The following is a 23,658-nucleotide window of genomic DNA, read 5'->3' as shown; positions in this document are numbered from 1 at the left end:
TCACTCCGCTCCGTGCACGCCGCTCGGCTCGCCCTTCCACCAGGGCTCGCGAAGCGCGCGCCGCAGGATCTTTCCGACACCGCTCTTCGGAAGCTCGGCCACCACGTCGATCGCCTTCGGCACCTTGAAACGCGCGAGGCGCGCCTTGCAGAACGCGAGCAGCTCCTCGGCGCTCGCGCTCGCGCCGGGCCGGAGCGTCACGGCCGCGCGGATCGCCTCGCCCCACTTCGGATCGGGGACCGCGAACACCCCGCACTCGGCCACCGCCGGATGCTCCGAGAGCGCTCCCTCGACCTCGCCCGGATACACGTTGAAGCCACCCGTGATGATCTTGTCCTCCGTGCGATCGGCGAGGAAGACGTAGCCCTCCCGATCGACGCGACCGAGGTCGCCCGTGCGGAGCCAGCCGTCCTCCAGCAGTCGCGTACGGTCGAGATCGGGACGCTTCCAGAAGCCGGGCGTCGTCCAGGGCGCGCACACGCAGATCTCGCCCACGGCGTCCGGTGGCGCCACCCGTCCGTCCTCGGTGACGATCCGGACCTGCGCGAAGGCCGCGCACTCGCGTCCGACGGAAGCCAGGCGCCCTCCCCCGGCGTCGAGCGCCGCCACATGCTCCTCGGGATCCATCCAGGTATTGAGCCCGTAGGCTTCGGTCTGCCCGAAGCCGGTGTAGAGGACGGGACCGAGCCGCTCGAGCGAGCGCCGCACGAGCGCCGGCGCCGCGGGCGCGGCCGCGTAGACGACGGCACGGAGACTCGAGAGATCGGTGCGCTCGGCGTCCGGATGGTCGAGCAACATGCGCAGCAGGGTCGGGACCACGAGGATCATCGTGATGCGCTCCTCGGCGATGGCGTCGAGCACGGCCTTCGGGTCGGGTCCCGGGAGGATCACGAGCGTCGCGCCCGCGATCCAGCAGGCATCCATGGCCCGCCCCCCGAAATGGGAGAGCGCGAGCTGTCCGAGGAGCCGATCGTCGGGTCCGATCCGGAAGCCGCCCGCCCACGCCCCCATCGCCGCGGCGACGCTGGCGTAGCTGTGCGTGACGCCCTTCGGATGTCCGGTCGTGCCCGAGGTGTAGAGGAGCTGCGCCAGCGAGGCGGGCGGGCGATCGACGACGAGCGGCTCCGCGGGCTCGCCATCGGCGAGCGCCGACAGATCCGTCGCGCCGTCTCCGGCCGCCAGGGTCAGCACCATGGCGTCGGCGCCGGCCGCCGCCGCACGCGCGCGCGCGATGCCCTCCACGCCCAGAGCCACGACGAAGCGAGCCTCGGAATCCCGCACCATGAAGGCATGCTCGCCGGCGGTGAGCGCGCCGAGCAGCGGCACGAGCACCCCGCCGGCGCGGGCGATCGCGATCACGATCTCCACGTACTCGATGCGGTTCTCCTGCACGACCGCCACGCGCTCCCCCGGGCGCAGGCCGAGGCCGACCAGCGCGCGCGCCAGACACGTCGCGCGCAGGTCGAGGTCGCGATAGCTCCGGCGGCGCACGCCGTCCACGAGGGCGATCCGGTCGGGCCAGCGCCTCGCCGCGCGCGCCGGATAGTGCGCGTAGGGATGGATCATGGACGACTCTTGCGGCGCCGCTTCGGCAGGTGCCGCTCGGCGGGGCCCGCGTAGCGCGCGCCGAGCGCATCGGGAATGATCCGCAGCGGCACCCCTTCGCGGATCTCCTCGACGATGTGAGCGAGCAGCGCCATCCCGTAGCCGAGCGCCCCGAGGCCGCCGATCGCCAGCGGGTCGAAGCCGAGGTCGGCGTAGACGGCGCCGAGGGCGCCGGCCAGGTTGATGGGCACCGCCCGCCGCTTGCGCCGGGCGAGCGCGGCCGCGATCGCATCGAGCATCCGTCCGTGCTCACGCCAGCCGTCGAGCTCGAGTGCCAACCGCCGCAGCGTCACCGCGCGGGGCTCGCTCCCCTTGTGGACGGGATGGCCGAGGCCCGGAACGAATCCGCGGCGCGCGAGCCAGTGATCGAGCGCGCGGGACGCCGCCTCGTCTTCCCCGATGTCCCATCCCACCGCCGCGATCAGCATCTCGGCCGGCTCCTGCGGTGATCCCGTGACCGATCCGCTCGCGAGGATGCCGCTCGCCAGCGCGGGGATCGGCGAGTCGGGAAACGCCGAGGCCGTGTAGCGCGCGGCGCACGCGGCCGAGCTGATGAGCTGCTGGTCCATGCCGCTCCGCAGCGCGAGGTCGAAGAGCGCGGCCTCGCGCGCGCCGGGCAGCTCGCCGCGCAGGAGCAGGAAGGCCGCCTCCGAATAGGAGAGCCCCTCCATCAGCTCCTCGATCGGGTAGCCGCGCACCCAGATCTTCCCGCGCTCGGCGCGGCTGATGCGCGTGGTCCAGTAGCCGCTCCAGTCTCCGGAGGCGACGTACTGGCCGACGTGGCGTCGCGGAGGAACGGGCATCCTCACCTCCCCTTGAAGTCGGGTGGACGCTTCTCCAGGAAGGCGCGCACGCCCTCCTGGGCGTCGTCGCTCTGGCGCACGGGCTCGGCGAGCAGCTGCTCGAGCCGGAGGCCATCTTCGAGGGGAAGATCGAGACCGCGCCACACCGAGGCCTTGGCGGCACGGACGGCGAGCGGGCCGTTCGCCGCGATGGCGGACGCCACGGCCAGCGCCGCATCGCGAAGCTCGGCCGGCGGGACGACGCGCGTGACCAGGCCGATCCGCTCCGCCTCGCGGGCATCGATCCGGCGACCGGTCAGGATCAGGTCGAGGGCGTGCGCCGGCCCGATCAGGCGCGGCAGGCGCTGCGTCCCGCCGGCGCCGGGGAGGATGCCGCGCGTGACCTCGGGCAGACCGAACGTGGCGTTCTCCGCGGCGATCCGGAGATCGCACGCGAGGGCGATCTCGAGCCCCCCGGCGAGGCAGTGGCCGTTCACCGCCGCGAGGATGGGCTTGTCGATCGCGAGATTCTTCGTGATCCCCCCGAGCCCGGGCGCCTGCTCCGAGCGCCGCAGGCGCTCGGCGGACGTGAGCCTCCGGTAGAAGTCGCCGACCCCGCGGAGATCCGCGCCGGCGCAGAACGCGCGCTCGCCCGCGCCGGTCAAGACGGCGACGCGGAGATCGCCGTCCGCCTGGAAGCGGCGCCAGGCCTCCACCAGGGCGTCGCTGGTCGCGGCGTCGAGCGCGTTCAGCACCTCGGGACGATCGATCGTGACGATCGCGATCGCTCCCGCGCGTTCGAAGCGGATCGTCACGATCGTCCCCCGCCACTCAGCGGCTCGAAGCGCGGCAGGGTGAACTCCCCGACCTCCTCGAAGCGGACGCGGACCGGCATGTCGATCGCGACGTCTTCCGGCGCGCACCCCACGACGTTGGAAATCAGGCGGGGCCCCTCGTCGAGCTCGACGAGGGCGACGACGTAGGGCGCCGGCATGGCCGGATGGTAGGTGCGGCGGTAGGTCGCGAAGCTCCACACCCGCCCGTTCCCGGAAACCGCGCGCGCCGCGAGCCGCCGCGACCAGCAGCGCGGACAGCAGGGACCGGGAGGCAAGAACAGGTGTCCGCAGTCCGCGCACGCCGACACTTCCAGCCTTCCGCGGCTACAGGCCTCCCAAAAGGGCCGCGTCAACGCGTCGGGTCGCGGAGCCAACGGCGCGGAGGTAACGGACATGTCAGACCCCCAGCACCAGCGTCGCGTGGGTGTTCATGCCGAGTCCATGTCCGGAGACGAGCGCCACCTCGGCATCCGCGACCTGGCGGTCCCCGGCGTCGCCGCGCAGCTGCCGCACCGCCTCGATCACGTGGAGCATGCCGCCGCCGTACCCCTCGGCGAGGAGCCCGCCGCTGGTGTTCACGGGCAGGCTCCCGCCCGGCCCGATCCGGCCCCCCTCGACGAACGGTCCCGCCTCTCCCTTCTCGCAGAAGCCGTAGTCCTCGAGCTGCAGCAGCACCACGATGGTGAAGCAATCGTAGAGGAGCGCGACGTCGACGTCGGCCGGTGCGACACCGGCACGGCCGAACGCCTCGGGGCCCGAGCGGCTGGCCGGCAGCGCGTCGAAGTGGTCGGGCGAGGCATAGGTCGAGAGGCTATGCGCCTGCGCGTGCCCGAGAATGGGGATCGCCGGTCGGCGCGACCCGGCGGCGCGCTCCGCCGTCGTCACCACCACGGCGGCGGCGCCGTCCGAGACCAGACAGCAGTCCAGGCGCCGGAGCGGCTCGACGATCGGATCGGAGGCGAGATACTCGTCCATGCCGAGCGCGCCGCGCTTCTGGGCATGCGGGACCCGGGCCGCGTAGGCGCGCGCAGCGACGGCGACCTCGCCGAGGTGCTCGGGGCGCGTGCCGTAGCGGTGCATGTGCCGGCGCGCCGCGAGCGCGTGCAGCCCGGCCGCTCCGAAGAAGCCGAAGGCGGCTTCGTCGCCGCGTCCGTACCCGTACGCGTCGGCGCCCGAGAGCGCGCTGTCGCCATAGACGCACAGGCACGCCTCGCAGAGCCCGGCCTCGACCGCGAGCGCGGCGCGCTCCACGATCGCGACGCTTCCGGCGCCGCCGAGGATCTCGGACCCGGTGTAGGTCGGGTCGAGACCGAGTTGGGCGCCCAGGCGAAGGAAGTGCGGCGTGATGCCGTCGAGGATCCCCTGCACGGCTCCCGGATCGGTGAGGAGCCCGTCCACGTCAGCGGGGCGAAGCCCGGCATCCGCGACCGCGGCCGCGGCCGCCTCGGCCTCGAGATCCCAGGCCGTGCGATCCGGGAACTTCCCGAAGGCCGTGTGGCCCACGCCGGCGATGACCGCGCGCCGGCTCACGCGCCAGCCACCGCCATCCGGCGCTTGGCGATGATCTCGCGCATCACCTCGCTCGAGCCGGCTCCGATGCCCCAGTTCTGGAGACCCCGCGAGCACCGCGCGACGTAGTTGTCCGCCATGAACCCGTAGCCGCCGTGGGCCTGGGCGCAGTCGAGCACGAGGCCGCGGATCAGCTCGGCGCCGTAGAGCTTCGCCATGCTGACGGCCAGCTCGCCTTGCGGATCGCCGTCGGCGAGTCGATCGGCCGCACGATAGGTGAGCGCTTCGGATGCCTCGAGGCGCGTGATCCAGTCGGCCATGCGATGGCGCCACGCCTGCATCGATCCGATCGGCTGGCCGAAGACCTTGCGCTCCCCCATGTAGGCGAGCGTCTCCTCCATGACGTCCCGGCACACCGCGTTCATCATGGTGGCGAGCACGAGGCGCTCGCCCTGGAAGGCCTGCATGATGTAGCGGAACCCCCGCCCCTCCTCGCCGATCAGATTGGTCCGCGGAATCCGCACGTCGTCGAAGAAGAGCTCCACCGTGTCGCTCGAGTGGAGGTCGACCTTCTGGAGCCGGCGGCTCACCTGGAAGCCCTCGGCGTCGGTCGGACACACTACGAGGCTCACGCCGCCCGGCCCGGGGCCGCCGGTGCGGACCGCCAGGGTGACGAAATCCGCGCGCGCGCCGTTCGAGATGAAGATCTTCGAGCCGCGGATGACGTAGTCGTCGCCGTCAGCCTTCGCGGTCGTATGGAGCGACGCCACGTCGGAGCCACCACCCGGCTCCGACACGCCGAGCGCGGCGATGCGCTCGCCGGTGATCGCGGGCACCAGCCACTCCTTGCGCAACGCGTCGGTGGCGTGGTCGTGGATCACGGCCGTCGCCATCTCGCACTGAACCAGCAGACCCACGACACAACCGATGTCGCGGCCGCGCACCAGCTCTTCCACTAGGATGACGGTGTACCAGTAGTCGAGCCCGCTGCCGCCCCACTTCGGGTCGAAGCGCACGCCGAGGAGGCCGTTCTCTCCCGCCTTGCGAAAGAGATCGTCCGGAAAGGCGCCCTCCGCCTGCCACTTCTCGGCGAAGGGGCGGATCTCCTCGGCCGCGAAGCGCCGGACACTCTCGCGGAAGGCCTCGTGCTCGTCGGTCCACTGGGGGAAAGCCATGGCGGCGTCTCCTACTTGCAGTCGAGACCGGTCAGCTCCTGCGCGATGATGGTGCGCTGGATCTGCCCCGTGCCCTCGAAGATGTCCATGATCTTGGCGTCGCGGAACCACTTCTCGACCGGGTAGTCCCGGCAGAAGCCGTATCCGCCGAGGATCTGGATCGCCCGGGTCGTCACGTCCATGGCCACGGCGGCGGCCTTCGCCTTGGACATGGCCGCAATCGCCGCGTTCGGGATTCCGCGATCCGCCAACCACACGGCCTTCCACACCAGGCCGCGGGCGGCCTCGATCTCCATGGCCATGTCCGCGAGCTGGAAGGCTACGCCCTGCTTCTTGGCGATGGGCTCTCCGAACTGGACGCGCTCTCGCGCGTACTCGGTGGCCACCTCGAGCCCCGCCCGCGCGACGCCGAGCGACAGTGCCCCCACCATGGGCCGCGTGGCGTCGAGCACCCCCTTGGCTCCCCCGCGCTGAGGCGTGCGCGGCTCGAGCATCTGCGCTGCCGGAACCCGGCAGTCCTCGAGGATCACGCCCGCGGTGTCCGAGGCCCGGATCCCGAGCTTGCGCTCCTTCTTCCCCGGAATCAGACCGGGTGTGCCGCGGGGAACGAGGAACGCCCGCAGGCCAGCGCGGCCCGCCGCGGAATCGACCGAGGCCCAGACGACATAGATGCTCGCGAGGCTCCCGTTCGTCGCGAACTGCTTGCGCCCGTTGAGGACGTAGCAGCCGCCGTCCTTCACCGCCGTCGTCGCGACGCGCGAGAGGTCCGATCCGGCGTCCGGCTCGGTCAGCGCGAGGCTCGCCACCTTGAGGTGACCGTCCTCGTCGCGCCCATCGAGGCACTCCCCGAAGAAGGCGCGCTGCCCAGGCGTCCCCAACATCTGGACGGGGGCCGCGGCGAAGGCCGTCCCCTGGATCGCGATCGTGATCCCCGCGCAGCCCCAGCCGAGCTCCTCGGCCGCAACGGCGGAGAGGAGGTTCCGCTCCGCTGCCACCGGATTCCCGGCACGCTCAGTGTCGGACTCGTCGGCGGGACGCGCGTAGTCGAGGAGGAGTCCGATGGCTTTGGCCTTCTCGAGCACCTCCCACGGGAACGACTCGTCCTCGTCGTGGCGAGGAGCGACCGGCCGGATCTGGTTCTCCGCGAACGTGTGTATGAGATCGCGAACCGCCCGGATCGTGTCGGAAAGCTCGAAGCTGACCACCAACCCTCCTCAGCGCCCCGCGCGTGACTTTCCGATGCCGCGCGCGAAGACCTCGTCCATGAGCGCCACGATCTCGTCGAACGGGTAGTCGCCGACGCCGGCCGTCTCGCGCTCGACGAGGAACCGACCGAGGTGGAACATCAGATAGGCGACACGCTCGGTGTCGATCGACCGCAGCGACCCCTCCTTCACGCCCTCCTCGAGAGCCTGGCGCAGCAGGCCGACGATGCGTTGCTCCTGGTCGCGCGTGAACGCGCGCGCGACGGGCTCGAGACTCATCTCCGCATCCCGCGCGAGCGCCAGACGCATGACGTGATTGCGCGCGTAGGTGTGCCGTGTGATCTCGACGATGCGGCGGATCTTCGCGCCGGCGTTCCCTTCGGTCGCGAGCACACCGCTCGTCTCCCGAATGAACGTCTCCGTATCCTGCTCGAGCAACCGTGCGTAGAGATCCTGCTTATTCCGGAAGTGGGCATAGAGGGTGGTGCGCGAACAACCCGCCTCGCGCGCAACCTCGTCCATCGTCGTCTTGCGCACCCCGAAGCGCAGGAAGCGTCGCCGCGCCGCCTCGAGAATGGTGTCACGGGTCGCGTCCGACGACTCCACCGGGGCCTGATTGGACTCGAGCATTGCGTGCAACTTAACAGTTGACGATCTTTTGTCAACTTGTTATGCGACTGCCACGACGAGCCGGGACCCATGTCCCACCGGAAAGGAGACTGTCATGAGCAAGACCGTCGGAGCGATCGACGCCTGGGCTACCCTCGTTCGGCCGGGAACCCTCGATCGGTGGCCTGCCGAGTTCATCCACATCTTCAAGCGCTACGGCACCCTCGAGCTCTTCGAGCGGGGCGTGACCGTCTCGCAGCTCATCGACCAGATGGACGCGGCCGGTGTCGAGCGGCTGATGCTCTCGGCGTTCGGCTACGGCAACGTCGAGATCATCACGAACGAGGAAGTGGCCGAGTGCTGCGCCAAGCACCCCGACCGCTTCACCGGCGTCGGCACGGTCGATCCGCGCGGCAAGCCCATGGACGTCGTGCGCCAGATCGAGCGATTGGCGAAGCAGCTCGGGCTCCGCGGCCTCCGTCTCGAGCCCTATGCCTACGGCGACGGCACGGTCGGCTCGCCGCCGAACCAGAAGATGTATTGGCCGGTGTACGCCAAGTGCGTCGAGCTCGGGCTTCCCGTCGCGATCCAGGTGGGCCACACCGGTCCGCTGCTCCCCTCGGAGGCCGGTCGGCCCATCTATCTCGACGAGGTCGCCCTCGCGTTCCCCGAGCTCGTGATTCTCGGGTGTCACTTGGGGCAGCCCTGGCACGAGGAGATGATGGTGCTGGCGTGGAAGCATCCGAACGTTTACGTCGAGACGAGCGCGCGGACGCCGAAACACTGGCCCGAGTCGTTCGTCAAGTTCGCGAACGGTTACGGCCAGGACAAGGTGCTGTGGGCGACCGACTATCCGCTGCTCACCTTCGACCGCACGCTCACGGAGCTCCGCGAGCTCGGCGTCTCGGACAGCGCCTACCGCAAGATCGTGCGCGACAACGCGATCCGCGCCTTCGGCCTCGAGGGCTGAACGATGAGCGCGCCGCTTCGACTGGAGAGCCACGATGGCATCGCGACCATCACCCTCGCCCGACCGAAACAGCTGAACGCCCTCGGCTCCGAAATGTTGAATGCCTTGATCGAGGCGTTGGACGAGGTCCGTACCCGCGACGATCGGGTCTTGATCCTCACCGCGGAAGGGCCGGCGTTTTGCGCCGGCGCCGACCGCGCCGAGATGGTCGAGCGCCCGCCGAGCGAATGGGCGCCCATCGTGGACCGGTACCTCGACCCCGTTCGCCGGATCGCCGACCTCGACATCCCCGTCATCGCGCGGCTCCAGGGCGACGCCGTCGGCGGAGGCCTCGGCCTCGCCATTGCCTGCGACTTCCGCATCGCGCGAGAGGGGATCCGCATGGGCGCGCCCTTCGTGCGGATCGGGCTCGCGGGCTGCGACATGGCGGCCGGCTACTACCTGCCGCGGCTCATCCCGCTCGGCGCCGCGACCGAGCTCATGATGACCGGAAGGCTCGTTCACGCCGACGAAGCGCTCGCCCTCGGCCTCGTGCATCGCGTGGTCCCGGCGCAGACGCTCGACGACGAAGTCCGATCCTTCGCCGAGCGGCTGCGCAACGGGCCGCCCATCGCCCTGGCCTTCACGAAGCGCGCCATCCGCCGCTCGCTCGACCTCACCCGGGACGCGGAGTTCGACTACGAGATCTTCGCCCAGACGAACTGCATCCAGACCGAGGACCATCGCGAAGGGGTGCGGGCGTTCTTCGACGAGAAGCGCGCGCCGGTTTTCCGAGGCCGCTGAGATGGCCGAACCCGATTTCTATCTCAGCGACGAGCAGCGCGAGCTCCAGCGGGCACTGCGGGAGTTCGTCGCGAACGAGATCGTCCCCATCGCGGCCGCCTGCGACGCGAAGGAGCGCTTCCCGAGAGAGATCTTCCCCCAACTCGGCGCGCTCGGCTATCTCGGGCTGCGCTTTCCCGAGGAGGTCGGCGGATCGGGCGGGACGAACCTCGACTACGCGATCCTCTGCGAAGAGCTCGCCTACGGATCGGCGGGTATCGCGCTCGGCATCTACGTCCACATGGCGCTGGCCTGCGCGGCGCTCGAACGTTTCGGCTCCGCGGACCTCGGACGGCACTGGCTCCCCCCGGCGCTCCAGGGCGAACGGATCGGTGGATGGGCCTTCGCGGAGGCGGGCGCCGGGTCCGACGCGGGCTCGGTCGCGACTCGAGCCGTCGCCGACGGCGACTCCTATGTGATCAACGGCGCGAAGCTCTTCATCACCAACGGACCCATCGCGGATTTCCTGATCGTGGTCGCGTCGACGGCTCCCGAGCGGCGGCTCAAGGGACTCTCGCTTTTCCTCGTCGAGCGCGACCGGCCGGGATTCCGCGTGGCCGCCTCGCTCTCGAAGCTCGGCGTGCGGGCCTCCGAGATGGCGGAGCTCGTCTTCGAGGATTGCCGCGTTCCCGCCGGCAACCGGATCGGTCGAGAGCATCACGGCTTTCTCGACGCGCTCCACACGCTCACGCTCGGGAGGATCGCCTCGGCGGCCTTCGCGGTCGGGCTGGCGCGGGCGGCGCTCGACGCCACGCTCGGCCATGCGCGGGCGCGCACGCAGTTCGGCCACCCGATCGGATCGTTCCAGGCGGTGCGCTTCGGCATCGCCGACATGGCGGTGCAGGTCGAAGCGTCGCGCCTGCTGTGCCACCGCGCCGCGATCGCCGCCGATCGGGGACTTCCCCACGGCCGCGAGGCCTCCATGGCCAAGCTCTACGCCACCGAGGCCTGCACGCGCATCGTGGAGCGGGCGCTGCACTACCACGGCGCCAGCGGCTTCATGTCCGAGTCGCCGGTCAGCCGCTTCTACCGCGACTGCAAGGTCTTCGAGCTCGGCGAGGGATCGAGCGAGCTACAGCGCGAGATGATCGCGCGCGAGCTCGGACTCTAGGGCGACGGCAAGATCCTTCCGGGCGCGTCGCGAGGCCCATCCGCACCGGATGCTCGGCCGCGAGCGGGCGGTCCGGGGGCGACTCAGGAGCGCTTGCGGAGCTCGCCGAGCCGGTCCCGCAGCCGGTCCGCCCAGTAGCGAAAGGCGCGCTCGACGTCGGACCACGCGTTCTTCTCGGGCTTGAGCGTGCGCGCGCCGACCCGCCGATCGATCGCGGCCGCGAGGCGCTTCCCGCTCGTCGAGTCGAGGATCTCGGCTTCGACGCCGGCCTTGCCGACGAAGCTCTTGGTGGCGTCCGACGGCTCCTTCGTCTTGACGGCCCGGAGATCCTCGTCGAGCTCGTCGCCGAGGCGGCCGTCGACCACCCGCCACGAGCCCTCGGCCTCGGTGATCGCGACCCGCAGGCGCAGCACGTCGGGCCCCGGCTCCTTCACGAGTTGATAGTCGTCGTCGAGCGTCATGCGCAGCACGTCGTCGAGGTCGTCGATCAGATCCTGCGCCTCGTCGGGCGGGATGTCCTTGGTCCCGGCGTCACGCCAGATGGTCACCGGGTCGATGATCATCTTGCGGTACGTCGAGAACCGCACGCTCGGATCGACGTACACGAGGAGCGCCTGTCCCTCGCCGCCCTCGCGGAGCTGCGCATAGTCGCCGAGGAACCCCGACGGCCGGGCCTTCCCCGCCTGCCCCGCCGCGCAGCCGGCGAGCGCCGCCCCCATGATGACGCTCGCGATCGCCGTCGGCCACACCCGCGCTCCTGCTCGTCGACCCATCGTGCTCCTCCGTGTGCGGCTCGGGTATCCCGGATGGCGCGCGCCCGCAACGGCCGGCGCGCGCGTCAGGAGCGCCCGAAGCCCCCGTTCACGCTGATCGCCTGGCCGGTGATCCACGACGCCTGCGACGAGGCGAGGAACGCGATCATCGGCGCGATGTCCTCGGGACGCCCGAGGCGGCCGAGCGGGTAGTAGCGCGACCACTCCCGCTCCATCTCGTCGGTGATGTACGAGGTCATCGGCGTCCGGGTCACGCCCGGGCAGACCGCGTTCACCGTGATCCCGAAGCGCCCGAGCTCGATCGCAAGCCCCTTGGTGAACGCGATCACTCCCCCCTTCGTCGCGCCGTACACGACGATGCGCTTCTCGTTCAGCTTTCCCGCCTCCGACGCGAGGTTCACGATCCGCCCCGCGCGCTGCGCCGTCATCCGTTCCGCGACCGCCCGGCAGCAATGCATGGTGCCGCGCAGATTGACGTCGAGCATCGCGTCCCAATCCCCGTCATCGGGATCCGACTCCAGGAAGAGCCGCGGAATCCCCCCCACCCCCGCGCTGTTCACGAGCACGTCGACGCGCCCATGCACCGCTACCGCTCGCTCGATCAACGCCACGCACTGCGGATATTCCCGCACGTCGACCCGCTGCCCCACGGCCTCCAGCTCCGCAGCGACCGCTGCCACCGCCCCCTCGTTGACGTCTCCAAGCACGAGCCGCGCACCCTCCGCCGCAAACATCCGCGCCGTCACAAGCCCGATACCTGAAGCACCGCCAGTGATGACCACGACCTTGTCAGCAAGCTGCAAGTCCATCGCGAACCTCCGAAAAACAGAACTCAAGGATGGCGACGAGCGAAGCGAGCCCGCCCACCACGCGCCAACCACCAACGACGGCGACCAGAGCCGACCGCTCAAACGGGTCCAGCCGCAAGGCGCGAGGAAGTGAGCGCGGAGGCATAGCGGAGCTATGCCGCACAAGCGAACGACCGAGCAACGCCGCGGATGGGCCCGTTTCAGCGGTCGGCGGCGTGCTCGTGGCGAAGCAGAGCGTACAGGTGCTGATCGAGAAACCTCCCGCCCACGTAGTGCGCCTCGCGCAACAACCCTTCCCGCCGCATCCCGAGCCGCTCCGCCACCCGCGCGCTGCGCTCATTGCCGACGGCGCACCGCACGACGATGCGATGCAATCCCACCGTCCCGAACGCGAACGTCAGGAGCGCCCGCGCCGCGCGCGTCACGATGCCGCGGCCCTCGGCCGCCGACGTGATCCAGTACCCGAGTTCCGCCGAGCGATCGAACCACTCGACGTAGTGGAGGCCGATCGTCCCCACGATCGCGCCCTCGACGCACATCGCCAACACCAGGCTCCGCCGCCGCCGCCGCTCCTCGGTGGCGTCGGCGATGAAGCGCGCGCTATCGCGCTCCGTGCGGGTCTCTTCGACCCAGGGAAGCCACTGGCCGAGCCGCACGCGCTCGGCGTCGATCAATCGAAAGAGCGTGAACGCATCCGCCGCCAGCAGCGGACGCAGCCACAGCTCCCGGTCACGCAGGTCGACCCGTTCGAAGGGAAAGACCGGGGCGTCCCACGCGCGACTCGTCCCCATTGCTCCCTCGGGTCCGCCGCTCAGCCCCGACGCCGACGATCACTCGTCGGCGTTCCACTCCTCGTCGTCGTCCTCCTCCTCGTCGTCGTCGAAATCGTCGTCATCGTCGTCGAGATCGTCGTCGTCGTCCCAATCCTCGTCTTCCTCGCGCAGCCACATGAGCCCCTCCTTTTGCAGCGGGCAAGGTCGCTTATCGACGGCTCAAAACCTTGTCAATCGACATCGGCGCCATGCGCGGCGACCAGGCGTCCCCCTTCCTCAATGATAGATGTCCATGAGCTCGATCACGCCGAGCTCCTTCAAGCGCGAGAACAGGTAGCCCTTGATCTCCTTCGCCGTACTGAGCGTCCGTACGTCGCGCGCGACCTCCTCCGCGAGCGAGTACGGCACGGAGCGGATGAAGCGCTTGATGACCGGCACGAAGAACGGGCCCATGCTGAGGTCGTCGAGCCCCATCCCGAGGAGGGGCAGCGTCGCGAGGGGATCGGACGCCATTTCGCCGCACATGCCGACGAGCTTGCCCGCGTCCTTCGCCGCCTGCGCGACCTCGCCGATCGCGCCGAGCACGGCGGGATGCAACGGTTCGTAGAGCGGCGCCACTTTCGAGTTGTTGCGGTCGACGGCGAGCAGGTACTGGATGAGATCGTTGGTGCCGATGCTGAAGAAATCGACCTCCTCGATGAGCCGCGGAGCGAGCCACACGGCGGCGGGCACCTCGATCATGATGCCGATCGGCATCGCGCGATCGTACGGCAGTCCGGCCTCGTCGAGCTCCTGACACGCCTCCACGAGGAGCTCCTTCACGCGCCGGATCTCCTCGACGCTCGAGATCATCGGGAACATCATCCGCACGCTGCCGTGCACGCCGGCGCGCAGGATGGCGCGGAGCTGCGCCTTGAAGATGGCCGGCATCTCGAGCGAGATGCGGATCGACCGCCACCCGAGGAATGGATTTTCCTCCTGCTGCGTCGTGAGATAGCTCGCGTACTTGTCGGCGCCGAGATCGAGCGTGCGGATGGTGATCGGCCGCCCGGGCATGCGGTCGATCACTTTGCGATAGAGCGCGAGCTGCTCCTCCTCGCCAGGAAAGTCCTTGTACGAGAGGAACGGCACCTCGGTGCGATAGAGGCCGACGCCCTCGGCGCCGTGATCGCGCGCGAAGTTCAAGTCGCCGATCAGGCCGATGTTGGCGTAGAGGTTCACGCGGTGGCCGTCGGTCGTCTCGGCCGGAAGATCGCGGATCGCCTCGAGCTGCAGGTTGAAGGCGCGGTACTCCTTGTCGAGCCGCTGGTACTCGCGGCTCACGTCGACGCCCGGGTTCACGTAGACCACGCCCGAGTTGCCGTCGACGATCATCTCGTCGCCCTCGTGCAGCACGTCGGCGACGTGGCCGACGCCGACGACGGTCGGGATCTCGAACGACTTGGCCAGGATCGACGCGTGGGACGTCACGCCGCCCGTCGCGAGCACGATGCCCTTCAGGCGGTCGTGCTCCATGAGGGTGAGATCGGTGAGCGTGAGCTCGTGCGCGACGAGCACGACGTCGCCCGCGAAGCCGCGCTCGCGCTCCTCGTGACCGAGGAGGTTGCGCAGGAGGCGCTGGCCGATGTCGCGCACGTCGGCGGCGCGCTCGCGCAGATAGCCGTCGGTGACCGCGAGGAACGCGGCGACGTACTCGTCGACCACCTGCCTGAGCGCGCTCTCGGCCGCGAGACCGTCGTCGAGGCGGCTCGTGATCTTGCCGAGGAACGTCGCATCCTCGAGCATCATGCGCTGCGCGTCGAAGATCGCGCCGTCGATCTCGGGCGCGACGGTGTGCATCTTCTCCTTGAGATGCACCATCTCCTCGACCGAACGCTCGACCGCGTGCAGGAGGCGCGTACGCTCGCCTTCCGGATCACCGACGTGACGCTCCTCCACGTGATCGAGCGACACCTCGGGATGGAGGAGGTGCGCGTGCCCGCGCCCGAAACCCGGCGACGCCCCGAGGCCGGTCAGCCGGTGCTGACCAGCACGCCGCTTCGCGCCCTTCGCCGGCCGCTCGTCGGTGGTCTCGTAGGCGTGCAGGCGGCGGATCGCGTCGACCATCCGCGAGCGGTACTCCTGCCGCTCCTTCTCCTTGCTCTCGAGCGACTCCATGAGCCGCGCCTGCACGATGATGCCGCCCGCCTGGGCGGCGATCGCGCGCAGCAGCCGAAGCTCGTTCGGCGTGAAGCGGCGGCGGCGGAGCGTCTGCACGACGAGCACGCCGAGGGCGGTCCGCTTCTCCGAGATCGGCACGCCGAGGAACGAGTGATAGCGCTCCTCGCCCGTTTCCGGGAAATATTTGTAGCGGGCGTGCGCGAGCGCATCGACGACCATCACCGGCTCGCCTTTCTCGATGACGAGGCCGGTGAGACCTTCGCTCACCTTCATCGTCACCTTGCCGACCGCCGCGCGCTCGAGACCCGTCGTCGCCCAGAGCGTCAGCAACTCTTCCTTCGGGTCGAAGAGGTAGAGCGAACAGACCTCCGTACTCATGCGCTCGGCGACGATGCGTACGAGGTTGTCGAAGGTCTCCTGCAGCGTCTGCGAGTGGCTGATGACGGTGCCGATATCCTCGAGAATGGAGAGGCCCTGCCCCTTCCGTGCGCGCGCGCGTCGAGCAGTGGTCTCGGCTGTCGCCATCTTTCGCTCGCTCATGCGCTCCATTCTCGAATCAGACGTCCGCGCTCGTACTCGGGAAGGCCGCCGTGGGAGGGAGACCGTCGGCCCGCGCCTCGAGGCGTGGACGACGGCCGGCTGCTCGGGCCGAGACTATAGCCTAGGCCCTCGGCCGGGAACAACGCGGAAACCAGGAGAATCGGCGGCCTACGACGCTCCGTCGAGGCCCGGGCGAGCACCTACTCGAGCGCGAGATGCCCCAAAACGGGGCGACCGTGGCCGAGGGGGCGGGCGCGGCGAATGCAGGTCGTCACGTAGCGCTTCGCCGCGCGCACCGCGTCGACGAGCGGGACGTCCTTGGCCCGCTCCGCCGCGATCGCCGCCGCGAAGGTGCAGCCGGTGCCGTGCGGCGTCGGCCCGGGCACGCGCGCCGCGCGCAAGCGAACGAGCCGGCCCTCGGCGAGCATCACGTCGACCGCATCGCCGGTGAGATGTCCGCCGGTCACGACGGCCGCACGCGCGCCGGCACGGACCAGGCATCGCGCCGCCTCCTCCATCGCACCGAGGTCCCGGACCGGGAAACCGACCAGCAGCGACGCCTCCGCGAGGTTCGGCGTCACCACTTCGGCGAGCGGCACGAGGCGCCGCAGGAGAAGCGCCGCGCCCCCAGGCCCGAGCAGCGCGCGGCCGGCGCTCGCGTGCAGGACCGGATCGACGACGAGGCGCCGCACGCGATGCGCGACGAGCGCCTCGGCGACGGCCGCCACGACCGCCGCGCTGCCGAGCATGCCCGTCTTCACCGCATTCGCCCCGAGGTCGTCGAGCACGGTGTCGACCTGCGCCCGCACGAATGCCGCCGGCAGCACCCGCACCGCGTGAACGGCACGCGTGTCCTGCGCGGTGACCGCCGTCAGGGCGCTCGTGCCGTAGACGTTGCGCGCCGCGAAGGTCTTCAAGTCGGCCTGGATGCCCGCGCCGGCGCCGCTGTCCGAGCCGGCGATCGTGAGCGCCGACGGGAGCTCGCGGCGCTTCACGCGCCGGGCCGACGAAGCGCGCCGGCGAGCGCCGCGACGACCGCCGCCGCAGCGTCGTCGCCGAGCTCGGGATAGATCGGCAGCGCCAGCGACTCGGCGGCGGCGCGTTCGGCCTCGGGACGCTCGCCCGGGCGATGGCCGAGCGCGGCGAAGCACGGCTGCACGTGGAGCGGGATCGGATAGTAGACCTGCGTCTCGATGCCCGCCGCGGCGAGCTCGGCGCGCACGCGGTCGCGGTCGGGCACGCGCACGACGTACTGATGGAAGACGTGGCCCGGCACGCGCGCCGGCGCGGCGACGACGCCGGCCGCGCCGAGCGCCGCGTCGAGCAGCCGCTCGTACCGCTCGGCGTGGCCGCGGCGCGCCGCGTTCCAGGCATCGACGTGCGCGAGCTTCACGCCGAGCACCGCCGCCTGCAGGGCGTCGAGCCGCGAGGCGATCCCGAGCGCGACGTGGCGATAGGGCCCGCCTTCGGCACCGTGGCGCGCGAGGGAGCGGACGCGGTCGGCGTCGGCGGCGTGCCTCGCGACCACGCATCCGCCGTCGCCCGCGCCGCCGAGGTTCTTCGTCGGATAGAAGGAGAAGCAGCCGAAGCGTCCGACGGTCCCCGCGTACGGACCACGACCGTCGACGCGCGCGCCGATCGCCTGCGCCGCGTCCTCCACGACGTCGAGCCCGTGCTCGCCCGCGAGCGCCGCGATCGCCCCGATCGCGCACGGCCGGCCGAACAGGTGGACCGGGACGATCGCGCGCAGCGCCTCGCCGCCGGGCGCCCGCAGCACACCCCCCTCACGCCGGCAGGACCCGGCGAGCCAACGCCGCGCGCCGGCGACGTCGAGGTTGAACGAGTCGCGCTCGATGTCGCCGAAATAGGGCCGCGCGCCCGTACGGGCGATCTGCGTCGCGCTCGCCGCGAAGCTGTACGGCGTGGTGAGCACGGCGTCCCCGGGACCGATGTCGCACGCGCGGAGCGCCAGGTAGAGCGCGTCGGTGCCGGAGGCGACCCCGATCACGTGCGGCGCATCGAGGTAGCGGCCGAGCGCGGTCTCGAACGCCGCGACGGCGGGGCCGAGCACGAACGCCTGCGCTTCGAAGACCGCGTCGACCGCGCGCCGGATGTCCGCTTTCAACCCGACGTACTGCGCCTGTAGATCGAGGAAGCGGACGCGCGTGTCGGTCACGGCGCATTGTCTCGGCGCCCGCTCGGGCTGTCAATCGACGCGCTGCCCGGCTGTCGCGCCGGCAGCACGAGCGTCGCGAGCGTGCCGACGCCCTCCTCGCTCGTGACGCGGAGGTCGCCGCCGTGGTCGGCGGCGATCGCGCGCACGACCGCGAGCCCGAGGCCGACCCCGCCGGCACGGAACGTGATCGGGTCGCTGTGGTGCGCGTCGAGCGGCGCGCCGGTGACGAACGGCTCGCCGAGCCGCGGGCGGAGGTCGGGCGCGATGCCGATGCCCGTGTCGGCGACCGAGACCTCGGCTCCGGCGGGGGTCGCGGCGAGCCGGAGGCTCACGTGACCGCCGTCGGGGGTGAAGCGCACGGCGTTCAAGCAGAGATTGAGGAGCGCGCGCTGGAGATCGCCGCCATCGCCCCAGACGGCGCAGGCGTGCGGGACGTCCACGACGAGGGTCAGGCGCCGCCGCACGCAGAACGGCCGCACGTCGGCGGCCGCGCGGCGGACCACCGTCGCCAGGCAGACGGCACCGTGGCGACGCGGACCCGGATGCGAGAGTCGAACGAGATCGGTCATCGCCGCGACGCTGCGCCCGAGCCAGCCGGCGTGGCGGTGCGCGGTCCCGACCAGCTCCGCGGCGTCCGCCTCGAGCGGCATGCCGCCGAGCGCGTCGAGCGCCGCCCCGATCACGTGGAGCGGCGTCCGAAGCTCGTGCGCCGCCAGCGTGAGGAAGCGGACGCGGAGCGCATCGAGCTCGCGCAAGCGGTCGCAGGCGCGCCCCGTCTCGGCGTCGAGCCGCGCCTTCGCGCGCAGAGCCAGCGTCGCTTCGTGCGCCTGCCGCACGGCCGCGCGCAGCTCGCGCGGGTCCCATGGCTTCGGCACGTAGCGGTGGACGTGCCCGCGGTTGATGGCGTCCATCAGGCTCTCGACGTCGGCGTACGCGGTCAGGAGGATGCGCCCCGTGCTCGCGTCGCGCGCCCGCACCTCGGCGAGGAGCTCCGTCCCGAGCATCGTCGGCATGCGATAGTCGCTCACGACGACGGCGATGTCGGGCCCGAGCACGGCGCGCGCTTCCCCTCCCGAATGCGCCGTCAAGACCGGCGCGATCTCGCGCAGGGTTCGCGCGACGGTCGCCAGGCCCGCCCGATCGTCGTCCACACAGAGGATGGCGTGCATGTCGGAGCCCCCCGGCGCGCGTATCGCAGCCCGTCGACGACGCTCGCAACGCTGCGAGTCTCCAGTGCCGATTGACCATCCCCGGGAGCGGACGATATGACCGAAGACGAGCAACGGATGCCGAGTAAAGCGCAGGCGAAGAAGCCCAAGCGGCTCTGGCTCAGGCGGATCGCGGCGGGAGTCGGGCTCTTCGTAGTGGCGACGTGCGGTGTTGCCGGCTGGATCGTCTACCGCGAGATCAGCGCCAACCTCCCCCCGGTCGACAAGCTGCTACGCTACCAGTTGCCCGTCGCGACGCGCGTGTACGCCGCCGACGGCACGCTCCTCGGCGAGTTCTACACCGAGAAGCGCTACCTGGTGCCGATCGCCAAGATCCCGGACGTCGTCCGCCAGGCCTTCATCGCCGCCGAGGACTCGAGCTTCTACCGACACAAAGGCGTCGACGTCCTCGGGATCGCCCGCGCCGCGATGGCGAACTTCACCGCCGGAACGGTCGTCCAGGGCGGCAGCACGATCACCCAACAGGTCGTGAAGTCGCTGCTGCTCTCCCCCGAGAAGAGCTACGAACGGAAGCTCAAAGAGATCCTGCTCTCGCTCCGGCTCGAGCGGCAGCTCACCAAGGACGAGATCCTCTATCTCTATTTGAACCTCATCTACCTCGGAAACGGCGCCTACGGCGTCGGCGCCGCGGCGCAGGAGTACTTCGGGAAAGACGTCGCCGACCTCGATCTCGCGGAGGCGGCGCTCCTCGCCGGACTGCCGCAGGCGCCGAGCCGCTACTCGCCGGTACGACACTGGGACCGCGCGAAGTACCGGCAGCGGTACGTGCTGGAGCGCATGGCGCGCGAGAAGATCGTAACCTGGGAGCAGAGCGAGCAGGCGCTCCAGGAGGAGATCCAGCTGACGCGCCACGACGCGAGCGCGCCGACCTACGTCGCGGCGCCCTACTTCGTCGAGCACGTCCGGCGCTTCCTCGAGGAGCGCTACGGCGGCACCGCCCCGTACCAGGCCGGCTTGAACGTCTACACGACGGTCGATCTGCGGCTTCAACGCGCGGCCGAGGAAGCGCTCCGGAGCCATCTCGACGCGATCGACATGGGCCGTACCCGCGCCCGCCCGCTCCGCCGCCTGACGGCCGGGGAGGCCGACCGCTTCATCAAGGCGGCCAAGGCGGCGCGCGATCCCAACGAGCCCGAACCCGGACGTGCCTACCAGGCGCTCGTGCTGTCGATCGACAAGTCGGGCGTGCGGGTCCAGGTCAACCGCCTCACCGGGCTCCTGGTCGCGACCAAGGATCATCCGCTGCCGACCGGCCTCGCGAAATACGATCTGATCGCGGTTCGGCGCCACGTCACGAAGACGGGCGGCGGGCTCGAGCTCGAGATGGACGGCGACCCGCAGCTCGAAGGCGCGCTCGTCTCGATCGACCTCACCAACGGGCAGGTGAAGGCGCTCGTCGGCGGCTACGACTACGAGCGCAGCCAGTTCAACCGCGTGATGCAGGCCCAGCGTCAACCCGGCTCGTCGTTCAAGCCGTTCGTCTACTCGGCGGCGATGGATCGCGGCTGGACGCCGGCGTCGATCATCGTCGACGAGCCGATCGTGCTCGCGGGGGGCGGGCGGGCCTGGATGCCGCAGAACTACGACGAGAAGTTCATCGGACCGACGACGCTCCGGAACGCCCTCGCCCACTCGCGGAACGTCGTCACCGTGAAGCTCGCCCAGAGCATGGGGCTCAACTACCTGATCAACTACCTGCCGCGCTTCGGCTTCGCGCGTCCCTTCGCGAAGAACCTGTCGATCTCGCTCGGCACGGCCGAGGTGACGCTTTTCGAGCTGGCCCGCGCCTACACCGCATTCGGCACCGGCGGCCGCCGCCTCGACCCCATCTTCGTCACCAAGATCACCGATCCGCACGGCAGGGTGCTGGAGGAGTTCCAGGCGCCATCCGATCCGGTGATCGCTCCCGAGACCGCGTATCTCGTCACGAGCATGCTCGAGAGCGTCATCGAGCGCGGTACCGGGAAGCGGGTCGCGCCGCTCGGCCGTCCGGTCGCCGGCAAGACCGGCACGACCAACGACATGCACGACGCCTGGTTCGTCGGCTACACGCCGGAGCTCTTGACCGGCGTGTGGGTCGGTTACGACAGCGAGCGCAGCCTCGGCAAGGAGCAGACGGGTGGCCGCGTCGCCGCCCCGATCTTCCTCAACTTCATGGAGGCAGCGCTCGGCGACGCGCCGGTGAGCGACTTCGCGATTCCCGAGGGCGTCACGCTCGTCAGCGTCAACGGCAACCTCGAGTGCTTCAAGAAGGGCACCGAGCCGGGCGCGCGGCAGCTCGCGGCGAACCAGGACCAGGACGAGCTCGACCGCGCCGTCGCGCGTCTGCGCGGCCGCGAGCCCGTCGAGCTCGACGGCGAGCGCGACCTCGCGCCGAGCGACGACGAACTCGACCGCGAGGAGCCGACGTGGGCACCGCAGGACCAGGAGGAGGATCTCGGCCCCGCGGCGGCCGACGAGGATCTCCGGCAGATCGACACGCGTCCGGCACCGCGCGCGGAGGACTACCTCGAGGACGGTCGCGTCCGTCGCGCGCGCGAGGACGGCGACGGCGCGTATCGCGGCATGTCGGATCATCCGGCGCGCCGCCCGATCTCGGAGCCGGCCGACGACTATCGCGTGAACGCGCCGCCGCCGCCGCCGCGCGGTCGGAAGATCATCGAAGAGCCGCTCACCAACTGATGCCGCCCCGCCCCGACGCCGCTACTTCAGCACGTCGGCGATCAAGCGGCGGAGCGTATCGGAGGGCGTCGCGATGTGGCACTGGGCGCCCCCGTGCACGAGGCCGACGACGCGGGTGGCCCCGTCGACGATCGGCGCGCCGGAGTCTCCCGGGATGCCGTCGATCGTGGTGAAGAGCGCGTTCCCGAGGCTCGGCAGCGACGGACATCGACCGGTGCGATCGAGCTTGGCTTCCTGGAAACGCGGGTGGCTCGGGTTGCCGGCGAAGTAGAGCACGGTCCCGGCGATCGGCCGTTGGCGGACGAGCATGAGCGGCTTGAGCGCCACCGGCTCCTCGAGCAGCAGCAACGCCTGATCGGCCGCGTGGTCGACGCCCGCCACCCACCCCGTCCGCTGCGAGCCGTCGGAGAACCGCAGCGTGTGCGTAGCCCCACCATGGATGCAGTGCTCGGCCGTGAGCACGAGGTCCGGCCCGTCGACGAGCACGCCGGAACACCCCGGCCCGACGAGCACCGACGCCGCGAGGAGCGCCTGCTCCACCCCCGGCGGCCGCGCCGCGCGCGCCGGCGCGACCACGCAGACCAGCGCCGCAACGGCAAGCAACGCAGCCGCACGCTGCCGGCGCACCAGCCTCACTCCGGGAGCTCCCAGAAGGGCTTCTGCGCGGCGCGCGCCTCGGCGAGGACTCGACCGCGCGGGGTCGGGGCCGGCAACGCCTCTCCGAGCTCGGCGCCGGCAAGCTCGTCGAGCACGGCGGGCACGGCGGCGCGGAGCGCGTCCAGGTCGTACCCGCCTTCGAGGATGGCGGCGATGCGCCCGCTCGCGTGCCGCTCCGCGACCCGCATGAGCACCCGGGTCATCGCGCGGAAGCCGGCATCGGTCGCCTGCATGCCGGCGAGGGGATCGCGGTAGTCGGCGTCGAAGCCCGCGGAGATCAGCACGAGCTCGGGGCGGAATTGCTCGGCGACGGGCGCGATCAGCTCGGTGAACGCGGCGACGTATTCGTCGTCGCCGCAGCCCGCGGGCAGCGGTACGTTCAGCGTGCGGCCGGCCGCGGCGCCGCGCCCGACCTCCGACGCCGCGCCGGTCCCCGGGTAGAACGGGTACTGATGCGTCGACACGTAGAGCGTGTCGGGATCGTCCCAGAAGCTCTCCTGTGTCCCGTTCCCGTGGTGGACGTCCCAGTCGACGATCACGATGCGGCCGACGCCCCGCGTGCGCAGCCAGCGCGCCCCGATCGCGACGTTGTTGAAGAGGCAGAAGCCCATCGCGCGGTCGGGCTCCGCGTGGTGTCCGGGCGGCCGCACGAAGGCGAAGCCGTTGTCGACGTCGCCGGCGAGGATCGCCTCGAGGAGCCGCAGATAGCCGCCCGCCGCGAGCGCCGCCGTCGCGTGCGATTCGGAGCAGACGGGCGTGTCGGCGTCGAACGCGGCGCGAGCGCGCTGCGCGGTCGCGGCGACCCGTGCGACGTGCGCCGGGTCGTGGTTCAGGGCGATCTCGGCGTCGGTCGCGAGCCGGGGCTCGACGTCGACGAGCCCCGCGCGCCGGTACGCGCGCATGAGCTCGCGGATGGCGCGGATCCGCTCCGGGCGCTCGGGGTGGCCGGGGCCGGTGTCGTGTGCTTCGTACCGCCGGTCGAGGACGATCCCGGTTCGCATGGCCGCGACTATAACCCCCGCCTCCCCGCGCAGGAACCCGATGCGAGCCGCACGGCATCGCGCCGGCGGGCAATTGACTCCGTAAGTGGTCCGCAATACGGAGCCTGCAATGTTCGGCATCGGCATGCCCGAGCTCATGGTGATCATGGTGGTCGCGCTGGTCGTCCTCGGCCCGAAGCGGCTCCCCGAGATCGCCCGGGCGCTCGGCAAGGGCCTCGCCGAGTTCCGCCGCGC

Annotated in this window: 22 protein-coding genes; 5 read left to right on the top strand and 17 right to left on the bottom strand. The window is 70.9% G+C overall.

All coding sequences use genetic code 11. From position 1 onward, the window contains the following. The 8 genes from IT293_18155 to IT293_18120 all read right to left on the bottom strand — a co-directional run bounded on the left by IT293_18155 (position 1) and on the right by IT293_18120 (position 7,742). A complete protein-coding gene (locus IT293_18155) occupies positions 1–1,566 on the bottom strand; it encodes an AMP-binding protein (GenBank protein MCC6766586.1) in 1,566 nt (521 codons plus the stop codon). Next, on the bottom strand, positions 1,563–2,408 hold the full coding sequence (locus IT293_18150) for a hypothetical protein (protein ID MCC6766585.1): 846 nt from the start codon (positions 2,406–2,408) through the stop codon (positions 1,563–1,565). Before IT293_18150 ends, IT293_18155 begins: the two co-directional genes overlap by 4 nt. 2 nt (positions 2,409–2,410) lie before the next feature. Continuing rightward, positions 2,411–3,202, bottom strand: a complete 792-nt coding sequence (locus tag IT293_18145; protein MCC6766584.1) for an enoyl-CoA hydratase/isomerase family protein — start codon at positions 3,200–3,202, stop codon at positions 2,411–2,413. Further along, positions 3,199–3,537 (bottom strand): OB-fold domain-containing protein, encoded by a 339-nt coding sequence (locus tag IT293_18140; protein ID MCC6766583.1) that lies wholly within the window; start codon positions 3,535–3,537, stop codon positions 3,199–3,201. Before IT293_18140 ends, IT293_18145 begins: the two co-directional genes overlap by 4 nt. A gap of 82 nt (positions 3,538–3,619) precedes the next feature. Beyond that, entirely contained in the window at positions 3,620–4,753 is a 1,134-nt protein-coding gene (locus tag IT293_18135) for a thiolase family protein (protein ID MCC6766582.1), read from the bottom strand. Next, positions 4,750–5,907 (bottom strand): acyl-CoA dehydrogenase family protein, encoded by a 1,158-nt coding sequence (locus tag IT293_18130; GenBank protein ID MCC6766581.1) that lies wholly within the window; start codon positions 5,905–5,907, stop codon positions 4,750–4,752. Before IT293_18130 ends, IT293_18135 begins: the two co-directional genes overlap by 4 nt. 11 nt (positions 5,908–5,918) lie before the next feature. Next, on the bottom strand, positions 5,919–7,112 hold the full coding sequence (locus IT293_18125) for an acyl-CoA dehydrogenase family protein (GenBank protein ID MCC6766580.1): 1,194 nt from the start codon (positions 7,110–7,112) through the stop codon (positions 5,919–5,921). A gap of 9 nt (positions 7,113–7,121) precedes the next feature. Continuing rightward, the gene (locus tag IT293_18120) at positions 7,122–7,742 is read right to left on the bottom strand and encodes a TetR/AcrR family transcriptional regulator (protein ID MCC6766579.1); all 621 of its coding nucleotides are present in this window, start codon (positions 7,740–7,742) and stop codon (positions 7,122–7,124) included. Positions 7,743–7,836: 94 nt separating this feature from the next. Between IT293_18120 and IT293_18115 the strand changes: the two genes are divergently transcribed. Genes IT293_18115 through IT293_18105 form a run of 3 tightly spaced genes read left to right on the top strand, consistent with a single transcriptional unit; the run spans position 7,837 to position 10,624 of the window. Next, complete coding sequence (locus IT293_18115; protein ID MCC6766578.1) at positions 7,837–8,691, top strand: amidohydrolase; 855 nt, start codon at positions 7,837–7,839, stop codon at positions 8,689–8,691. Between the two features lie 3 nt (positions 8,692–8,694). Further along, entirely contained in the window at positions 8,695–9,474 is a 780-nt protein-coding gene (locus IT293_18110; protein MCC6766577.1) for an enoyl-CoA hydratase/isomerase family protein, read from the top strand. Between the two features lies 1 nt (position 9,475). Then, entirely contained in the window at positions 9,476–10,624 is a 1,149-nt protein-coding gene (locus tag IT293_18105) for an acyl-CoA dehydrogenase family protein (GenBank protein ID MCC6766576.1), read from the top strand. A gap of 83 nt (positions 10,625–10,707) precedes the next feature. On the opposite strand, the gene IT293_18100 is transcribed toward IT293_18105, so the two are convergent. From IT293_18100 to IT293_18070, 7 genes are all read right to left on the bottom strand, one after another. Continuing rightward, positions 10,708–11,397, bottom strand: a complete 690-nt coding sequence (locus IT293_18100) for a DUF3313 domain-containing protein (protein ID MCC6766575.1) — start codon at positions 11,395–11,397, stop codon at positions 10,708–10,710. Positions 11,398–11,462: 65 nt separating this feature from the next. Further along, a complete protein-coding gene (locus IT293_18095) occupies positions 11,463–12,281 on the bottom strand; it encodes an SDR family oxidoreductase (protein ID MCC6766574.1) in 819 nt (272 codons plus the stop codon). Between the two features lie 125 nt (positions 12,282–12,406). After that, the gene (locus IT293_18090; protein ID MCC6766573.1) at positions 12,407–12,997 is read right to left on the bottom strand and encodes a GNAT family N-acetyltransferase; all 591 of its coding nucleotides are present in this window, start codon (positions 12,995–12,997) and stop codon (positions 12,407–12,409) included. A 258-nt stretch (positions 12,998–13,255) separates the two neighbouring features. After that, on the bottom strand, positions 13,256–15,679 hold the full coding sequence (gene ptsP / locus IT293_18085) for a phosphoenolpyruvate--protein phosphotransferase (protein MCC6766572.1): 2,424 nt from the start codon (positions 15,677–15,679) through the stop codon (positions 13,256–13,258). A gap of 200 nt (positions 15,680–15,879) precedes the next feature. Continuing rightward, the gene (gene thiD, locus IT293_18080; GenBank protein ID MCC6766571.1) at positions 15,880–16,674 is read right to left on the bottom strand and encodes a bifunctional hydroxymethylpyrimidine kinase/phosphomethylpyrimidine kinase; all 795 of its coding nucleotides are present in this window, start codon (positions 16,672–16,674) and stop codon (positions 15,880–15,882) included. Then, entirely contained in the window at positions 16,671–17,855 is a 1,185-nt protein-coding gene (locus IT293_18075) for a DegT/DnrJ/EryC1/StrS family aminotransferase (GenBank protein ID MCC6766570.1), read from the bottom strand. The genes thiD and IT293_18075 overlap by 4 nt, the downstream gene beginning before the upstream one ends. Next, entirely contained in the window at positions 17,852–19,024 is a 1,173-nt protein-coding gene (locus tag IT293_18070) for a hybrid sensor histidine kinase/response regulator (GenBank protein MCC6766569.1), read from the bottom strand. The genes IT293_18075 and IT293_18070 overlap by 4 nt, the downstream gene beginning before the upstream one ends. A gap of 117 nt (positions 19,025–19,141) precedes the next feature. On the opposite strand from IT293_18070, the gene IT293_18065 reads away from it, so the two are divergent. Next, entirely contained in the window at positions 19,142–21,766 is a 2,625-nt protein-coding gene (locus IT293_18065) for a PBP1A family penicillin-binding protein (GenBank protein MCC6766568.1), read from the top strand. 21 nt (positions 21,767–21,787) lie between these two features. Here IT293_18065 and IT293_18060 read toward each other — a convergent pair whose 3' ends face one another. Together IT293_18060 and IT293_18055 are read right to left on the bottom strand one after the other, a co-directional pair. Beyond that, positions 21,788–22,393, bottom strand: a complete 606-nt coding sequence (locus IT293_18060) for a trypsin-like peptidase domain-containing protein (protein MCC6766567.1) — start codon at positions 22,391–22,393, stop codon at positions 21,788–21,790. A gap of 5 nt (positions 22,394–22,398) precedes the next feature. Then, positions 22,399–23,424 (bottom strand): histone deacetylase, encoded by a 1,026-nt coding sequence (locus IT293_18055; GenBank protein ID MCC6766566.1) that lies wholly within the window; start codon positions 23,422–23,424, stop codon positions 22,399–22,401. A gap of 109 nt (positions 23,425–23,533) precedes the next feature. Here IT293_18055 and IT293_18050 point away from each other — a divergent pair. Beyond that, on the top strand, positions 23,534–23,658 hold a 125-nt coding region (locus tag IT293_18050), incomplete at its 3' end, for a twin-arginine translocase TatA/TatE family subunit (GenBank protein ID MCC6766565.1).

This window comes from Deltaproteobacteria bacterium, from assembly GCA_020848745.1.
Lineage (GTDB): Bacteria > Desulfobacterota > Binatia > UTPRO1 > UTPRO1 > UTPRO1.
The sequence above is the reverse complement of the archived record's forward strand: the minus strand, read 5'-3'. Positions and strand labels throughout refer to the sequence as shown.

What these genes read in the sequence shown, in the direction of transcription:
- IT293_18055 (MCC6766566.1), bottom strand. Translation starts at nt 23,424, where the DNA reads ATGCGAACCGGGATCGTCCTCGACCGGCGGTACGAAGCACACGACACC.
- IT293_18115 (MCC6766578.1), top strand. Translation starts at nt 7,837, where the DNA reads ATGAGCAAGACCGTCGGAGCGATCGACGCCTGGGCTACCCTCGTTCGG.
- IT293_18090 (MCC6766573.1), bottom strand. Translation starts at nt 12,997, where the DNA reads ATGGGGACGAGTCGCGCGTGGGACGCCCCGGTCTTTCCCTTCGAACGG.
- ptsP (MCC6766572.1), bottom strand. Translation starts at nt 15,679, where the DNA reads ATGAGCGAGCGAAAGATGGCGACAGCCGAGACCACTGCTCGACGCGCG.
- IT293_18110 (MCC6766577.1), top strand. Translation starts at nt 8,695, where the DNA reads ATGAGCGCGCCGCTTCGACTGGAGAGCCACGATGGCATCGCGACCATC.
- IT293_18120 (MCC6766579.1), bottom strand. Translation starts at nt 7,742, where the DNA reads ATGCTCGAGTCCAATCAGGCCCCGGTGGAGTCGTCGGACGCGACCCGT.
- IT293_18105 (MCC6766576.1), top strand. Translation starts at nt 9,476, where the DNA reads ATGGCCGAACCCGATTTCTATCTCAGCGACGAGCAGCGCGAGCTCCAG.
- IT293_18150 (MCC6766585.1), bottom strand. Translation starts at nt 2,408, where the DNA reads ATGCCCGTTCCTCCGCGACGCCACGTCGGCCAGTACGTCGCCTCCGGA.
- IT293_18065 (MCC6766568.1), top strand. Translation starts at nt 19,142, where the DNA reads ATGCCGAGTAAAGCGCAGGCGAAGAAGCCCAAGCGGCTCTGGCTCAGG.
- IT293_18100 (MCC6766575.1), bottom strand. Translation starts at nt 11,397, where the DNA reads ATGGGTCGACGAGCAGGAGCGCGGGTGTGGCCGACGGCGATCGCGAGC.
- IT293_18070 (MCC6766569.1), bottom strand. Translation starts at nt 19,024, where the DNA reads ATGCACGCCATCCTCTGTGTGGACGACGATCGGGCGGGCCTGGCGACC.
- IT293_18155 (MCC6766586.1), bottom strand. Translation starts at nt 1,566, where the DNA reads ATGATCCATCCCTACGCGCACTATCCGGCGCGCGCGGCGAGGCGCTGG.
- IT293_18130 (MCC6766581.1), bottom strand. Translation starts at nt 5,907, where the DNA reads ATGGCTTTCCCCCAGTGGACCGACGAGCACGAGGCCTTCCGCGAGAGT.